The 15400-nt window shown below is 72.0% G+C and carries 15 protein-coding genes; 5 read left to right on the forward strand and 10 right to left on the reverse strand.

From position 1 onward, the window contains the following. The 3 genes from LB823_RS15065 to LB823_RS15075 form a co-directional block, all read left to right on the forward strand. Positions 1–1170 (forward strand): PASTA domain-containing protein (locus tag LB823_RS15065; RefSeq protein ID WP_224648049.1); only part of this gene is annotated, 1170 nt, incomplete at its 5' end. A 16-nt stretch (positions 1171–1186) separates the two neighbouring features. Next, positions 1187–1954 (forward strand): GTP pyrophosphokinase family protein, encoded by a 768-nt coding sequence (locus LB823_RS15070; RefSeq protein WP_224648050.1) that lies wholly within the window; start codon positions 1187–1189, stop codon positions 1952–1954. Between the two features lie 40 nt (positions 1955–1994). Next, on the forward strand, positions 1995–3104 hold the full coding sequence (locus tag LB823_RS15075) for a YdcF family protein (protein ID WP_224648051.1): 1110 nt from the start codon (positions 1995–1997) through the stop codon (positions 3102–3104). A 4-nt stretch (positions 3105–3108) separates the two neighbouring features. Here the strand turns inward: LB823_RS15075 and LB823_RS15080 are convergent, their stop codons facing one another. Beyond that, complete coding sequence (locus LB823_RS15080) at positions 3109–4983, reverse strand: acetate--CoA ligase (protein ID WP_224648052.1); 1875 nt, start codon at positions 4981–4983, stop codon at positions 3109–3111. A gap of 162 nt (positions 4984–5145) precedes the next feature. Here LB823_RS15080 and LB823_RS15085 point away from each other — a divergent pair, with 162 nt between their 5' ends. After that, entirely contained in the window at positions 5146–6099 is a 954-nt protein-coding gene (locus LB823_RS15085) for a hypothetical protein (RefSeq protein ID WP_224648053.1), read from the forward strand. On the opposite strand, the gene LB823_RS15090 is transcribed toward LB823_RS15085, so the two are convergent. From LB823_RS15090 to LB823_RS15125, 8 genes are all read right to left on the reverse strand, one after another. Then, complete coding sequence (locus LB823_RS15090; RefSeq protein WP_224648143.1) at positions 6100–7497, reverse strand: class II 3-deoxy-7-phosphoheptulonate synthase; 1398 nt, start codon at positions 7495–7497, stop codon at positions 6100–6102. Between the two features lie 27 nt (positions 7498–7524). Continuing rightward, on the reverse strand, positions 7525–8001 hold the full coding sequence (locus tag LB823_RS15095; RefSeq protein ID WP_224648054.1) for a polyadenylate-specific 3'-exoribonuclease AS: 477 nt from the start codon (positions 7999–8001) through the stop codon (positions 7525–7527). A gap of 11 nt (positions 8002–8012) precedes the next feature. Continuing rightward, positions 8013–8723, reverse strand: a complete 711-nt coding sequence (locus LB823_RS15100) for a 1-acyl-sn-glycerol-3-phosphate acyltransferase (RefSeq protein WP_224648055.1) — start codon at positions 8721–8723, stop codon at positions 8013–8015. A 74-nt stretch (positions 8724–8797) separates the two neighbouring features. Beyond that, a complete protein-coding gene (locus LB823_RS15105; protein WP_224648056.1) occupies positions 8798–9748 on the reverse strand; it encodes an ROK family protein in 951 nt (316 codons plus the stop codon). Beyond that, positions 9745–10197, reverse strand: coding sequence for a hypothetical protein (locus LB823_RS15110; protein ID WP_224648057.1), 453 nt, complete (start codon positions 10195–10197; stop codon positions 9745–9747). The genes LB823_RS15105 and LB823_RS15110 overlap by 4 nt, the downstream gene beginning before the upstream one ends. Further along, entirely contained in the window at positions 10190–11416 is a 1227-nt protein-coding gene (locus LB823_RS15115) for a hypothetical protein (RefSeq protein ID WP_224648058.1), read from the reverse strand. The genes LB823_RS15110 and LB823_RS15115 overlap by 8 nt, the downstream gene beginning before the upstream one ends. Next, positions 11416–11880 carry an SRPBCC family protein gene (locus LB823_RS15120; RefSeq protein WP_224648059.1) on the reverse strand — a complete coding sequence of 155 codons (465 nt, stop codon included), beginning with the start codon at positions 11878–11880 and terminating at the stop codon, positions 11416–11418. The genes LB823_RS15115 and LB823_RS15120 overlap by 1 nt, the downstream gene beginning before the upstream one ends. Further along, positions 11873–12265 carry a hypothetical protein gene (locus tag LB823_RS15125; protein ID WP_224648060.1) on the reverse strand — a complete coding sequence of 131 codons (393 nt, stop codon included), beginning with the start codon at positions 12263–12265 and terminating at the stop codon, positions 11873–11875. Before LB823_RS15125 ends, LB823_RS15120 begins: the two co-directional genes overlap by 8 nt. A gap of 122 nt (positions 12266–12387) precedes the next feature. Between LB823_RS15125 and LB823_RS15130 the strand changes: the two genes are divergently transcribed. Beyond that, positions 12388–14190, forward strand: coding sequence for a long-chain fatty acid--CoA ligase (locus tag LB823_RS15130; RefSeq protein ID WP_224648061.1), 1803 nt, complete (start codon positions 12388–12390; stop codon positions 14188–14190). A gap of 74 nt (positions 14191–14264) precedes the next feature. On the opposite strand, the gene LB823_RS15135 is transcribed toward LB823_RS15130, so the two are convergent. Continuing rightward, positions 14265–15395: a glycosyltransferase family 4 protein gene (locus LB823_RS15135; protein WP_224648062.1), complete on the reverse strand. Its 1131-nt coding sequence runs from the start codon at positions 15393–15395 to the stop codon at positions 14265–14267. Positions 15396–15400 lie beyond the last annotated feature (5 nt).

Below are 15400 nucleotides of genomic sequence, written 5' to 3' on the forward strand. Positions count from 1 at the left end.
ACCCTCTCCCAGCCCGCCGTACCGCCGACCCCGGTGCAGCACACCCGCGCCGAGACCATGCACGAGCCGCTGCCGTCCGAGACCGCGTCGCAGCCCTGGACGCCGCCGCGGAAGAACCGCGCGAAGTCGTGGATCATCGTCGCGCTCATCGCCGTCGTCTCGCTGCTGCTCGCGTTCGGGGGTTGGTGGCTGGCCTCCGGCCAGTACACGACGGTGCCCAACGTGACGGGCATGGACCGCGCTGCGGCGGAGAAGTCGATCAAGGACGCCGGCCTCGACGTCGAGCTGGCGGGCACGTACAGCAACGACATCACCGAGGACACGATCACCCGCGTCGACCCGTCCGCGGGCAGCCGGATCAGCCGCTTCGGGACCGTCACCATCGAGTACTCGCGGGGCCGGCCGACCGTCCCCCAGTTCCGCCCCGGCGACAGCCCGGAGAACGTCGAGAAGCAGCTGCGCGACAACGGCCTCGTGCCCAAGCGCGGCCCCGCGCAGTTCAGCCGCGACATCGCACAGGGCGGCGTCATCGGCCTCTCGCCCACGCCCGGCACCCGCGTCGCCGTCGGCGCGACGGTGACCGTGGTCGCCTCCGCCGGCAACCAGCCCGTCGACATCCCCGACGTCCGTGGCCGGACGCCCGAGGAGGCGACGGCGCTGCTGCGTGCGGCGGGCCTCACGGTCAAGGAGACCCAGCAGCAGTTCGACTCCGGCACCGAGGCCGGGAAGGTCTTCGGCACGGACCCATCGGGTCAGGTCAACAAGGGCGGCAGCGTGACGCTGCTCGTCTCGAACGCGCTGACGGTGCCCGACGTGATCGGCAAGACGTCCGCCGAGGCGCAGCAGCTGCTGCAGCGCGCGGGCCTGGTCGCCGAGCTCACGGGCGAGACCGGCTCCGGCTCCGTGGTCACCTCGACGAGCCCGTCCGCGGGCGGCCGCGTCGACCCGGCGAACAAGCGCGTCACCGTCACCATGGCCTCCCGGGTCACGGTGCCCTCGGTGACCGGGATGAACGTGGGCCAGGCCCGCTCCGTGCTGCGCGACGCCGGACTGCAGGTCAAGGTGAACGGCATCTTCGCCTCCGACAAGTCCCAGGTCATCTGGCAGGATCCGGGCGGGGGCACGCGCGTGCAGGCCGGGTCGACGGTGACCGTCACGGCCCTGCCGTGACGTCCGGGAACCGTCGATGAGCAGCCCCGCGCCGTTCGATCCCGGCTTCGTGCCCGACGCCGCGACGCTGGCGCAGGCGCGCCGCATGCGCGACGAGCTGACGCGCTTCCTCATGGAGTACCAGTTCGCCGTGAAGGAGGTGCTCACCAAGGTGACGATCCTCCGCGAGGAGTTCCTGCAGCTGCACCGGTACAACCCGATCGAGCACGTCACCTCGCGGATCAAGAAGCCCGAGAGCATCGTCAAGAAGGTGGCGCGCCGCGGCATCGCCCCCGAGCTGCCGCTGATCCGCGAGGCGATCACCGACATCGCGGGCATCCGGATCACGTGCAGCTTCATCGCCGACACCTACCGGATCCTGGAGACCATCACCGCGCAGAACGACGTGCGCGTCGTCGTGGTGAAGGACTACATCGCGGAGCCGAAGCCCAACGGCTACAAGAGTCTCCACGCGATCATCGAGATCCCCGTCTTCCTCTCCACCGGCCCCGTGCACGTGCCGGTCGAACTGCAGATCCGCACCATCGCCATGGACTTCTGGGCCAGCTTGGAACACAAGATCTTCTACAAGTACGACGGTGCCGTCCCCGGCCACCTGCAGGACGAGCTGTCCGCGGCCGCGGCCATCGCCGAACAGCTGGACCGGCGCATGGAGCAGCTGCACACCCAGGTGCACGGGGAGCACGACGCCGCCGTCGCCGCCGACCGCGACGCCGCGGAGACCGAGCTCGCCGGCGACGAGCTGCTCGGCCGCCTGCTCAAGCTCGCTCAGCGCGCGGACTGATCCCCGGCGGGGCCCCGGCACGCGGGATAGCGTGGGCGCCATGAACCGGACCTCCGTCCTGACCCGCGCGGTCGCCCTCGCCGCGGTCGCCGCGATCACGCTCGCCGGCTGCACCGCGAACTCGTCCGACGGTGCGCCGACGTCCTCGTCGGCGTCCTCGTCGGCCGCCGCCCGCGGGGTCGCGAGCCAGGTGGCCGCGCTGCTCGCCGAGGCCAAGGACGCCTTCGACAACCCCACCCGCACGTCCACCGCGGGCAACACCGACAAGACCGTCGACAACATGGCGGTCGTCGAGCAGAAGCTGCTCGAGGCCTCCGCGCTCGCGCCGTACCGCGCCGACCTGCTGTTCAGCGCGGCGTCGGCCCGGATCGCGCAGAAGAACGTCCCCGGCGCCCTGGAGCTCTACCGCCAGGTCCTGGCCTTCGCGCCGGACGACGACGATGCGCACACCTACCTCGCGGTGTGGAACCGCTTCCTGGGCGACGCCGCGGGCTCGGCCGCCGAGGTCGAACAGCTACGCCGGGTCGCGCCGGACCGGGTCCCGGAGGTCGAGGCGCTGTTCGCCGCGATCGATCAGGCCGTCGCGTCCACGCTGACCGACTCGTCGCCGCGGATCGCCCCGCCGACCACCGGCATCGTCGTGCTCGGTTACGCGCTGAAGAAGGACGGCACGATGGACGCGCCGCTGATCCAGCGCCTGGAGAAGACCCTGGAGGTGGCGCGGGCCCTGCCCGCGGCGCCGATCGTGGTGACCGGCGGCGTGGAGCAGGCCGGGAAGACGGAGGGCAGGCTGATGAAGACCTGGCTCGTCGAGCGGGGCGTCGACGCCGCGCGGATCACCGACGAGAACTTCGCCCGCACCACCGTCGAGAACGCGCTGTACAGCTCGTACGTGCTCGCGACGAAGCGCGTCGAGCACGCGATCGTGGTGAGCTCCGCGAGCCACGTGCGGCGCGGCACCGTCGACCTGATCCTCGCGGCGCGGGAGAACCTGCCCGCGACGTTCACCGTGAGTTCGGTGGCGGCCGTGGACAAGCCGCTCGCCGACCTGGCGACGCCGTCGGCGGACGAGCTGCGCAGCATCTACCGCGACGCGCTGAGCACGATCGGCCTGTGGAGCTACCGCAGCGCGCCGCTGCTGCAGCGCTGAGGGCTCACCCGCGGAGCACGCCCCGCAGGTCGTCGAGGACGGCCGGGTTCTCGATCGTCGACGGGACCGCCTCGTCGCGGCCCTCGGCGATGGCGCGCATGCTGCGGCGAAGGATCTTGCCGGAGCGCGTCTTCGGCAGCGCCGCGACGATCGCGACCTCCTTGAGCGCGGCGACGGCGCCGATCGTCTCGCGCACCTGCTGCACGATCTCCGCGCGCACCGCGTCGTGGTCCCAGTCGCCGCCGGCCTTGAGCGCCACCAGGGCCCGCGGCAGCTGCCCCTTGAGCTGATCCGCCACGCCGATCACCGCGCACTCCGCGACCGCCGGGTGCCCGGCGATCGCCGCCTCCAGTGCGCCGGTCGAGAGGCGGTGGCCCGCGACGTTGATCACGTCGTCGGTGCGGCCCATGACGAAGAGGTAGCCGTCGTCGTCGAGGTAGCCGCCGTCGCCGGTGAGGTAGTTGCCGGGGAAGGTCGAGAGGTACGAGTCGATGTAGCGCTGGTCGGTGCCCCACAGCGTCGGCAGGGTCCCGGGCGGCAGGGGCAGCGAGATCACCACGGCGCCTTCGGCGCCCGCGGCCACGTCCTGCCCGGCGTCGTCGACGATCCGCACCCCGAACCCGGGCACCGGGACGGTGGCGCTGCCCGGCTTGACCGGCATGGACTCCACGCCGCGCAGGTTGGCCGCGATGGGCCAGCCGGTCTCCGTCTGCCACCAGTGGTCGATCACCGGCACGCCCAGCTTCGCGGCGGCCCACTCGTAGGTGTCGGGGTCGAGCCGCTCCCCCGCCATGAACAGCGTCCGCAGGCTGGAGACGTCGGAGCGCGTGAGGAATTCGGCGTCCGGATCCTCCTTGCGGATGGCGCGCAGTGCCGTCGGCGCGGTGAACAGGTTGCTCACGCCGTGCCGCTCGATCACCCGCCAGAAGGCGCCGGCGTCGGGGGTGCCGACGGGCTTGCCCTCGTACACCACCGTCGTGGCGCCGATCAGCAGCGGCGCGTAGACGATGTAGCTGTGGCCCACGACCCAGCCCACGTCGGACGCCGTCCACCACACCTCGCCCGGGTGCGCGTCGTAGATCGCCCGCATCGAATAGGCCAGCGCCACCGCGTGTCCGCCGTTGTCGCGCACCACGCCCTTGGGCTTACCGGTGGTGCCGGAGGTGTAGAGGATATACAGCGGATCGGTGGCCTTCACCGCGACCGGGTCCGCGGGCCGCGCCGCCGTCTCCGCCGCGGCCCAATCGTGATCGCGCGGGCCCAGTTCCGCCGTCAGCTGCGGGCGCTGCCACACCACCACGGCGTCCGGTTTCGCCGTCGCAGCGTCGATCGCCGCGTGCACGATCGGCAGGTACGGCAACACTTTGGAGCCCTCGAGCCCGCACGACGCGGTGACGATCGCCTTCGGTTGCGCGTCGTCCAGCCGCGCCGCGAGCTCGGGCGCCGCGAAGCCGCCGAAGACTACCGAGTGCACCGCCCCGATCCGCGCGCACGCGAGCATCGCGACCACGGCCTCGGTGATCATCGGCAGGTACACGACGACCCGGTCGCCCTTGCCCACGCCGAGTCCGGCGAGCACGCCTGCGAACTTCGCGACCCGGTCCAGCAGTTGCGCGTAGGTGAGCGTCTGCACCTCGCCGGTGATCGCGGAGTCGTGGATCACCGCCGGCTGATCCCCCCGTCCGGCCGCGACGTGCCGGTCCACGGCGTTCACGCAGGTGTTCAGCTCCGCGTCCGGGAACCACCGGTAGAGGGGCGCATCAGCGTCGTCGAGGACCCGCGACGGCGGGACGATCCAGTCGATCGCGGCGGCCTGTTCGGCCCAGAACCCCTCCGGATCGGACATGCTGCGGCGGTACTCGTCGGCGTAGGCACCCATGTACGCATGGTCCCAGGACTCCGGCGGCACGGTCAGGAGATTGCCCCGATTGTGGCCCGTTCCTCCCGGTTCCGCGTCGCCGGAACGGGAAGCGCCGGCACATCGCACTTGCTAGCCTCGACCCAGCGGTGGTTCCGGGCGCACCTGGGAATGGATGATGCTATGACACACAACGATTCCCCTTCGTCCCGGCGGTGCGCCGCGGACGTCATGCCCGCCGAGGACCTGCGCGCCATCGAACAGTCCGACTCGGTCCGGTCGCTCCTGACCATCCGGTTCCACGGCGGCCTGGTGGGCGTCCTGTTGCCGGTGGCGCTGATCGCGGTCGACTTCCTCGCCCTCGGCGAGGGCTGCGTGCGCGTGCGCGACTCGCTGAGCGCGTACTACCACTCCGGGGCGCGCGACGTCTTCGTCATCGGGCTCGGCATCGTCGGCTTCCTGCTGTTCTCCTACAAGCTCAACCGGCGATCGGTGGCGAACGCGGCGAGCACCGTGGCCGGCGTCGCGGCCGTGCTCGTGGCCGTCTTCCCGACGAAGCTGCCCGGCCCGATCCCCGTCGGCGAATGCGGCGCGGGATCGGCGATCCCCCTGCCCACGCCCCTCCAGCAGCGGCTGCCCTTCGACACGTCGGTCGTGCACCTGAGTGCCGCAGCCGTCGTGTTCGGCATGTTCGTCCTCATGTGCGTGCTGACGGCACTGCACGACCGGCGGAACCCGTTCCTGCGGCCGGCGCTCGCCCCGACCGGAAGCGGGCGGCTGACGCGGCTCCTCGCGCAGGTGTCGAACCGTCTCGGCTGGCGGTTCCACCTCGGGTGCGCGCTGACGATCGTGGTGGTCGGCGGCCTGTGCCTGCTCGCGTCGCGGACGCACACGACGCTGCCCCTGCACTTCGGCCCGCTCTGGGTGGCCGAGGTCGTCGGCATCCTGGCGTTCTCGGCGTCGTGGTTCGTCAAGGGCCTGGACGACATGTTCTTCCGCCGCGAGCCGTGGTCGCGGCGGGAGATGTCCGACATCCGGATGGCCGTCGCGCGCGGCGAATCCCTCACCGTGACGCCCGGCGGCGACGGGCTCCCGGCGGGCGAGTCCGCCGTCCGGGAGGTCCGCTACCTCGTGTGATCAGCCGCGGAGCATCTCCGCGACCAGGAAGGCCAACTCCAGCGACTGCTGGGTGTTCAGCCGCGGGTCACAGGCGGTCTCGTAACGGCCGGCGAGGTCGGCGTCGGAGATGTCCTGCGCGCCGCCGAGGCACTCGGTGACGTTCTCGCCCGTGAGCTCCACGTGCACGCCGCCCGGGTGCGAGCCGATCGCGCGGTGCACCTCGAAGAAGCCCTGCACCTCGTCGACGATGCGGTCGAAGTGACGCGTCTTGTAGCCGGTCGAGGACTCGTGGGTGTTGCCGTGCATCGGATCGCACTGCCAGATCACCTTGTGACCCGTCGCCTCGACAGCCTCGACGATCGGCGGCAGCGCGGTGCGCACGTTGCCGTTGCCCATGCGGGAGATCAGGGTGAGGCGGCCGGGCTTGTTGTGCGGGTCGAGCTTCTTCACGTACTCGACCGCCAGCTCGGGCGTGGTCGTCGGGCCGATCTTCACGCCGATCGGGTTCTGGATCAGCTCCATCAGCGCGATGTGGGCACCGTCGAGCTGGCGGGTGCGCTCCCCGACCCAGAGGAAGTGCGCCGACAGGTTGTAGAGCACCTGCTGGGCCTCGGGGTCCTCCGGATCGTCGGCCAGGCGCAGCAGGCCGCGCTCGTAGTCGAGCACGAGCGCCTCATGGCTGGAGTAGATGGTCGCGGACTTGAGGTTCCGGTCCTCCACGCCGCACGCGGCCATGAATCGCAGGCCGCCGTCGATCTCGGCGGCGAGCGCCTCGTACCGGGCGCCGGCGGGCGAGTTCGCGACGAACTCGCGGTTCCACTCGTGCACCTTGTGCAGATCGGCCATGCCGGAGCCGGTCACGGCGCGCACCAGGTTCATCGCGGCGCTCGCATTGGCGTAGGCGCGGATCAGGCGCGACGGGTCGTGTTTGCGGACGGCCTCCTCGGGCGGGAAGCCGTTGACCATGTCGCCGCGGTAGCTGGTCAGGCCCAGCGCGTCGGTGTCCGAGGAGCGCGGCTTGGCGTACTGCCCGGCGATCCGCGCGACCTTGACCACGGGCATGGACGCGCCGTAGGTCAGCGCGACGGCCATCTGCAGGAGGGTGCGGATGTTCGCGGCGATGTGCGGCTCGGTGTTGTCGACGAAGGTCTCGGCGCAGTCGCCGCCCTGCAGCAGGAAGGCGCGGCCCAGGGCGACCTCGGCCAGCTGGTCCTGCAGCGACTCGATCTCCGGCGGCACGGTGATCGGCGGCACCGACTCCAGCACCGTGCGCATCGCGTCCGCCTGGTCCCGCGGCCAGCTCGGCTGCTGCAGCGCCGGCTTGGCCAGCGCGCCGTCGAGGCGCTCGCGCAGGTCACCCGGGAGCGCCGGGAGCTTGGGGAGGGTATCGATGGGGACGTCGACGGTCCAATTCACTGCCACGTGAGAAAGATTACGCCGGGTCTATCCGCCCGTGATCGCCCGGTACTTGGCGAGGTTGTGCCGGGCGTCGGCGAGCGCGTCGTGCGCGTCCGCCGGTGCCGCGGGCAGGTGCGGCCGGCCCTGCTCGTCCCACAGCTGCTTGAGTTCGCGGGTGAACCGCGGCATGGACCGCGGCAGCGCCGTCATCGGTCCCCAGAGCTGGCACAGCGCCACGTGGTCGTAGGCCGCGACCCACGCCCACAGCTCGATGTCGCCGGGGCCGGCGGTGAGGAAGTCGAGCACGCCGTCGCGGATCGCGGCGCGCGACCGCCACGACTTGCTCGCGGGCGGCGGCAGCTTGGGCAGCACGTTGGCGCGCACCCACGGCCCGGCGCGCTCGGGATCGAACTCGGTGGAGACGGCGTAGAACTCGCGCCCGTCCTCGCCGACGATGCCGATCGAGACCAGCTCGATGGTCGTCCCGTCCTCGATGAACTCCGAGTCGTAGAAATATTTCACGGGGGTCGACGCTACGCTGCGCCGGCCTCGCGCTCGTCGCCCGGGACGACGACGCCGTCCTTCACGTCCTGCGCGTAGACGTCCACGTACGCCTGGCCGGAGAGCTTCATCAGCTCGTACATCACCTCGTCGGTGATGGCGCGCTCGATGAACCGGTTGCCGGACATGCCCTCGAACCGGGAGAAGTCCAGCGGCTCACCGATGCGGATCTGCACCTTCGTGGGGTGCGGCAGCGTCGAACCGGGCGGGTTGAACTTCTCGGTGTCGACCATCGCCACGGGAACGATCGGTGCGCCGGTCTCCAGTGCCATGCGGGCCATGCCCGTCTTGCCCTTGTACAGCCGGCCGTCGGGGCTGCGCGTGCCCTCCGGGTACAGCCCGAGGAGCTGGCCGTCCTGGAGCGCACCGACGCCGGCGTTGAGCGCGTCCTGCGCCGCGCTCGCGCTGCCGCGCTTGATCGGGATGCAGCCGACGGAGGAGAAGAACCACTTCTTGAAGGCGCCCTTGAGGCCCTTACCGGTGAAGTACTCGCTCTTCGCGAGGAACTTGATCGGCCGGGGAACCATGAGCGGCAGGAAGAACGAGTCCATCACCGCGAGGTGATTGCTCGCGAGGATCGCGGGGCCGTCCTTGGGCAGGTTCTCGACGCCGACCACGCGCGGGCGCCCCAGCAGGCGCAGTACCGGTCCGATGAGGACCCACTTGAAGACCATCCACCACATGTGACCTGCTCCTGATCCCCGACCCGACGTGCTGCGCTTCACTCTACCGAGGGCGCGCGCACGGCGCCGTGCGATCAGGCGCGGACCGCGTCCCGCGCGAGGGCGGCGGCGCCGAGCATGCCGGCGCGTTCGCCGAGCTCGGTGGCGCGGATGCGGGCCTTGCGGCGGTACCTACCGCCGGTGAGCTGCTGCGCGTAGTGATCCCGGGCGTCGTCGAGGAACAGCCGCGACGAGGCTCCGACGCCGCCGGAGAGCACGATGAGGTCCGGGTCGAAGACGTCGCTGACCATCGCGAGGCCGACGCCCAGCCAGCGGGCCAGCTCGCCCACCGCCTCCTGCGCGACGGGGTCGCCGGCCTCCGCGGCGGCGGCGACCTTGCGCCCCGTCAGCGAGCCCGGGTCGTCCGCGAGCTCCCGCGCGAGCAGCACGCCGCGCGAGCCCTGCCCGCCCATCAGGTCGATCGCCGTCTCCACCAGGGCGGTGCCGCTGCAGTAGCGCTCCCAGCACCCCCGCTTGCCGCACTCGCACGGCCTACCGTCGGGAACCACCTGCAGGTGGCCGAGCTCCGGCGCGACCCCGAAGGCCCCGCGGTACAGCGAGCCGTCGATGAGCAGGCCCGCACCGATGCCGGTGCCGAGCGCGACGACGCACGTGACCCGCGACTGCCGCGCCGGACCGTGGACGAACTCGGCCCACGCCGCGGAGTTCGCGTCGTGCTCCATGACCACCGGCAGGCCGATCCGCTCGGTCATCTCGGCGGGCACCGCCGCATCACGCCACGGCAGGTGCGGCGCGAACGCCACCGTCCGGCGCGCCGGATCCAGGAAGCCGGCGACGGCGAGGCCCACGGCCTTCACGTCGTGCTCCACGCACAGTTCCTGGACCACGCGGTCCAGGCAGCGCTCCAGGGCGCGGGCGCTGCGCGGGGTCTCCGCCCGCGCCGTGTCGACGACGGTGCCGTCGTCCGTCACGACACCCGCGCGGACCGAGGTGCCGCCGATGTCGATGCCGATCGTCAGCGTCATGCGGAAGGGTCCTCCTCGGAGGCGGTCAGCCGGACGTCGATGCGCTCGTACCCGCTCGCCTGCGATGAGGGAGCGGGGGGCTCGGCGGGTTCGGCGGCGGGTGCCTGCGGGTCCACCGGGGGCTCACCGCCCACGGTCGCGAGGTAGTCGGCCGCCACGGCCGCCGCGGCGATCCGCGCGCTGCCCAGCAGTTCCTCGGCGAGCCGCAGGAGGTCGGCCAGCACCTCGTCGGCGAAGTGGCCGAAGGACTTCGAGGCCTCGGCGGCGAAGGGCTCGATGTGCCGGCCCACGGCACCGCCGAGCGCGCACAACCGGCAGCCGCCGGGCTCGCCGTCCGGGTGCGCGGAGTGTTCGGCGAGGGCCGCGGCGATCCAGGGCCGGGCGGTCTCGAACAGGCGCGCAGCGGAGGTCAGGAACTCCTCGGAGGGATCGGGTGTCGGATCAGCCACGGGGCCACACCTCCGGATCGGGGACGAAGGTCACGCGCAACTCCCCTTCCTCGTACGTGGCGCCCGCAACGACGCAGCGGCGCAACACAGACGGTAGCCGGATCCGGCGCCGCACACCCTGGGCTTCGACGACGACGTCCTCCTCGACCCGGCCCAGCCCGATCGTCGCGGGGTCGACCAGCGGCAGCGCGACCGACCACTCGTACCGCGCGTCGAGGCCCGCGCCGCCCAGCGGGCGGACCTCCGGCACGGGCACGACCGCGGGCGCGGCGTCGAGGATCGCGGCCGCGTCCCAGTCCAGCGTCCCCGCTGCGGCGGGCGTGACGACGGGATCGGCCGACTCCGCCACTTCGACGACGGGGCGGTCGAGCACCGTCGCCACCTCGGCGAGCGACTCCCGCGCGTCGTCCTGCGCGGCCACCCGCGACCGCACGAGGCGCACCGCGGGGTGCGGCAGGTCCAGGGCGAACCGGTCGTCGACGGCGATCAGCCGGTTGAGCACGAGCGCCACCGGGCGCAGTCCGAGCACCTCCAGCGCGGCCAGTTCCTCGCGGGCGCGGGCCGGGCGGCCGGGATCGCCGGTCACGACGTGCACCAGCTCGAGCGCCGCCCGATCCGCCACGAACGCCGCCAGCTGGTCGGCGAGCCCCGCGAGCGGCTCGGCGAGCAGCAGCGCGGCGAGCGCCCCCGCGGCGGGGCCGGCCGCGGGCCCGGAGAGCCGGACGTGCCGCGGCCACACCCGCTCCAGGTACGCGGCCAGCGACGACGGGGCTGTGAGCAGGGAGACCAGGCCGTCGAACGCGGGGCCGTCGACCACGACGGTGCGGTACGCGCCTGATTCCACGTGCCCGCGGATCGCCCGGAGCACCAGGACGTGCTCGGCGTCGGCGAGCCCCGTCAGTTCTGGCGGCTCGAGGGCGAAGGGGTCGAATCCGGACGCCCCGGCGTCGGCACCGTCGGCCAGCCCGCGGCCGGCTCGGACGGTGGCCGACAGGCCCGCCCACCACTGCGCGAGCAGTTCGACGGGGTTGAGGTGGACGTGGTCGAACGGCCCCGTCCCGTCGGCCAGGAGCGGATCGACGACCCGCCCGACGGTGACGAGCAGGGTGCGCCCGCGACCGGCCGCGCGGGACGCCAGTGCCGTCGCCAGGACCGTCCGGCCCGCTCCCCCGGCCCCGGACACCAGCAGCAGGCGGGTCGCGGTGCCCTCCCCGGACATCAGGATTGCGCCGCCGACTCGCCCTCGACGTGGCGCTTGAGCTCCTTGAGGGCGGTATCGGTGATCGCCTTCTCCGCCTTGCGGCGGAGCATCCCGAGCATCGGGATCTGCAGGGTCACCTCGAGGGTGTACGTCACGGTGGTGCCGGCACCGTCGGCGGTCGGGGTCAGGTCGTACCGGCCGTGCTGGGTGCTCTGCAGGGTGCTCGCCGCGAGGTCCCACTCGACGGACCGGCCGCCGGGCGCCCAGCGGTACTCAAGCTCGTAGGTGTCGCGGAGGAAGCCCTCCTCCAGCACGAACCGCACGCGCCGGGGCAGCCCCTCGTTCGTGGTCTCGAGGACGGTGACCTCGCGCGCCGCGGAGACCCACTCGGGGTAGCGGTCGAAGGCGGAGATCGCGGCCATGATCCGCTCCGGCGGCGCCGCGATGACGATGGATTCGCGGGTGCGCTCCGCGTCAGACACGCTCCACCTCCCCGGCGGCGGGGCCGCCCAGGACGCGGCCGTTCTCGGCGGTGAACTTCACGTCGAACATGACGTCGTGCCCGCGGACCCGGCGCTCGCGCACGTCGGCGACGATCTGCTCGGGGGTCATGGGCGCCTTCGGCTCGGCGTGCAGGAAGTAGTGCAGCAGGCTCCCGTCGAGGTGCGGCTCGATCCAGAACTCCGAGGTCCCGGTGACGGGACCGTCGACCTTCCAGCGGATCCCGAGATCACCCCGGTCCTCCGTGACGGTCATCCGCAGGTCGGGGAACCAGCCGCGCCACCGCTGCGCGCCCGCCATCGCGGCGGCCACGGCACTCGGGTGGGCGGCGACGAACGCGACGTCGGCCACTTGGATGGTGCTCACCTCCTAAGCTTCACACATCCGGCCGCGGGGCGGACGGTGCCGGGTCGGTTCGGGCCCGGAAGGCGCCTCGAACAGCGGTGTAAGGTTCACCACAACACCACCGTTTGCGACCCGGAGGATTCGTGCGCGAGATCAGCGTTCCCGCCAACTACACCATCGACCCCTCGGCCTCCACGGTCGACGTCGTCTTCGATGTGGCCCGCACGGACCCGGACAGCGTCCGGATCAAGCGTCTCGTCGCGGGTACCTGGGAGCCGGTGACCTCGAAGCAGTACGAGCAGGAGATCCTCGGTGTCGCCAAGGGCCTCGTCGCGCAGGGCGTGAAGCCGGGCGACCGCGTCGCGCTGGTCTCGTCGACCCGGTACGAGTGGCCGCTCATCGATTTCGCGATCTGGGCCGTCGGCGCGGTCACCGTGCCGGTCTACGAGACCAGCTCGTCGGGGCAGATCGACTGGATCCTCGAGGATTCCGACGCGGTCCTCATGATCATCGAGGGCCCGAAGCAGGCGGCCGAGGTCGCGGAGCTCAAGGGCCTGCACAACGTGCAGCGGGTGCTGCAGATCGACCCCACCGACGGGGACCCGGGCGCCGTCGCGACCCTCACCGCCGAGGGCTCGGCGATCACCGAGGAGCAGGTGCACGCCGGTCGCGCCGACGTCACCGCCGCGGACCTCGCGACCCTGATCTACACCTCCGGCACCACCGGACGACCCAAGGGCTGCGAGCTGACCCACTCGAACCTCATGAGCGAGGCCGAGGCGATCCTCAGCTCGCCCTTCGGTGAGGCCATCCGCGGCGGCTCGAACGTGATGTTCCTGCCGCTGGCGCACGTGCTCGCCCGGGCCGTCAACATCGCCTGCTTCAAGGGCGGCGCGCTGGTCGGCCATTTCAACGACACCAAGAACCTGGTGCCGCAGTTCTCGATCTTCAAGCCCACGCTGATCCTCTCGGTCCCGCGCGTCTTCGAGAAGGTCTACGCCTCCGCGCAGCAGAGCGCCGTCGACGGCGGCAAGGGCAAGATCTTCGACGCCGCCGTGCAGACCGCGATCGAGTACAGCCAGGCGCAGGACACCGGCGGCGCGGGCCTGATCCTCAAGGCGAAGCACACCCTCTTCGACAAGCTCGTCTACGGCAAGCTCAAGGCCGCGCTCGGCGGGAACTGCAAGGTCGCGATCTCGGGCGGCGCTCCCCTGGGCGCGCGGCTCGGCCACTTCTTCCGCGGCGTGGGCGTCACGGTCATGGAGGGCTACGGCCTCACCGAGACCACCGCGGCCATCACCGTGAACGTCGCGGGCGCGCAGAAGATCGGCACCGTCGGGCGACCGCTGGCCGGCCAGGCCGCGAAGATCGCCGAGGACGGCGAGATCCTGCTCAAGGGCTCCGTGGTCTTCCGCGGCTACTGGCACAACGAGGAGGCCACCAGGACGGCGATCGAGGACGGCTGGTTCCACACCGGCGACCTGGGCTCCATCGACGACGACGGCTACCTGTCGATCACCGGCCGCAAGAAGGAACTGATCGTGACCGCGGGCGGCAAGAACGTCTCCCCCGCCGGCCTCGAGGACGCGCTGCGCAGCAACCCGCTGATCTCGCAGGCCATGGTCGTCGGCGACGCGCAGCCGTACATCGCAGCGCTGGTCACCATCGACCCGGAGGCCTTCCCGCAGTGGAAGGCCGCGAACGGCAAGCCGGAATCGGCCACCGTCACCGACCTGCGCAACGATCCCGACCTGCTGGCCGAGATCAACAAGGCCGTCGCGGCCGCCAACGAGACCGTCTCCAAGGCCGAGGCCATCAAGAAGGTGCGCATCCTGCCCGAGGACTTCTCCGAGGAGACCGGCGAGATGACGCCGACCATGAAGGTCAAGCGGAACGTCGTCTCGCAGAAGTACGCCGACGACATCGCCGAGCTGTACGCGAAGTAGTCGCACCCGAACAACCAACCGCCGCACCGGATCCCGGTGCGGCGGTTCTGTTCCTCTGTCCGACGGTCCGCGGATCAGTACGGGTTGAGCAGGGTCTGGAGGCGGTGGCCGAGACGACGCCAGTCGAAGTGCTCGGCCACGAGCTCGCGCCCGCGGGCGCCCATCGCCGCGGCCCGGTCGGGGTCGGCGAGGAGGCCCGCGACGGCGTCGGCGATCGCCTCGACGTCGCGGCCGGGCACCACGTGGCCCGACTCGCCCTCCCACACGGTCTCTGGCGCACCGCCGGAATCGCCCGCCACCACGGGCTTCCCCGTCGCGGAGGCCTCGAGGAAGACGATGCCGAGACCCTCCACGTCGAGGCCGGCGCCGCGGGTGCGGCACGGCATGGCGAAGACGTCGCCCACGTTGTGGTGCGCCGCGAGCTCGTCGAACGGGACCGTCCCGGTGAAGATCACCTGATCCTCGACGCCGGTCTCCCGCGCCAGCTTGTGCAGCGTGTCCGCGTAGGGGCCGCCGCCCACGATCAGCAGCGTGGCGCCGGGCACCTGCTTCCGGATCCGCGGCAGGGCGCGGATCAGCATGTCCTGCCCCTTGCGCGGCACGAGCCGCGAGAGGCACAGCACGACGGGCTCGTCCTCGCCGAGGCCGTAGCGGGCGCGCAGGGCCGAGCGGGCGGCATCGTCGGGCCGGAAGACGTCGGTGTCGACGCCGGGCGGGAGGTGCTCCAGCGCGGCGCGCGGGCCGAAGGCGGCGGCGAACCGGCCGCGGGTGTACTTGCTGACGTACGTGGTCACGTCGGTGGTGTCGCCGATCCGGCGCAGGCAGGCGCGCGACGGCGGCAGCATCGACCAGCCCACCTCGTGGCCGTGGGTGGAGGCGACGGTGCGCAGCGCGCCGGCGTCCTTGAGCGGGGCGCCCAAGAGCGCGAGCGGCGCGGCGGCGCCGAACCAGACGGTCTCGATGTCGCGGGAGCGCACCAGGTCCCGGGCGCGGGAGAACGCGTCGGGGGTGGGTACCAGCAGGGTCGTAGGGTGCCGGACCACCTCGAAGGGCTGTGCGGCGTCGTACTCCTCGCTGCCGCGCCAGCGCGAGGCGTAGACCACGAGCTCGTCGGCGGGCAGCTGCCGGACGAAGGCCTGGAGGTAGGTCTGGATGCCTCCGGGGCGGGGCGGGAAGTCGTTGGTGACCAGCAGCGTGCGCGGCATGCGTC

Source organism: Tsukamurella sp. M9C (genome assembly GCF_020169415.1).
GTDB lineage: Bacteria > Actinomycetota > Actinomycetes > Mycobacteriales > Mycobacteriaceae > Tsukamurella.

Excerpts from the sequence above, each read along its gene's own strand:
- LB823_RS15070 (WP_224648050.1), top strand. The coding sequence starts at position 1,187 with ATGAGCAGCCCCGCGCCGTTCGATCCCGGCTTCGTGCCCGACGCCGCG.
- LB823_RS15075 (WP_224648051.1), top strand. The coding sequence starts at position 1,995 with ATGAACCGGACCTCCGTCCTGACCCGCGCGGTCGCCCTCGCCGCGGTC.
- LB823_RS15080 (WP_224648052.1), bottom strand. The coding sequence starts at position 4,983 with ATGGGTGCCTACGCCGACGAGTACCGCCGCAGCATGTCCGATCCGGAG.
- LB823_RS15085 (WP_224648053.1), top strand. The coding sequence starts at position 5,146 with ATGACACACAACGATTCCCCTTCGTCCCGGCGGTGCGCCGCGGACGTC.
- LB823_RS15100 (WP_224648055.1), bottom strand. The coding sequence starts at position 8,723 with ATGTGGTGGATGGTCTTCAAGTGGGTCCTCATCGGACCGGTACTGCGC.
- LB823_RS15105 (WP_224648056.1), bottom strand. The coding sequence starts at position 9,748 with ATGACGCTGACGATCGGCATCGACATCGGCGGCACCTCGGTCCGCGCG.
- LB823_RS15115 (WP_224648058.1), bottom strand. The coding sequence starts at position 11,416 with ATGTCCGGGGAGGGCACCGCGACCCGCCTGCTGCTGGTGTCCGGGGCC.
- LB823_RS15135 (WP_224648062.1), bottom strand. The coding sequence starts at position 15,395 with ATGCCGCGCACGCTGCTGGTCACCAACGACTTCCCGCCCCGCCCCGGA.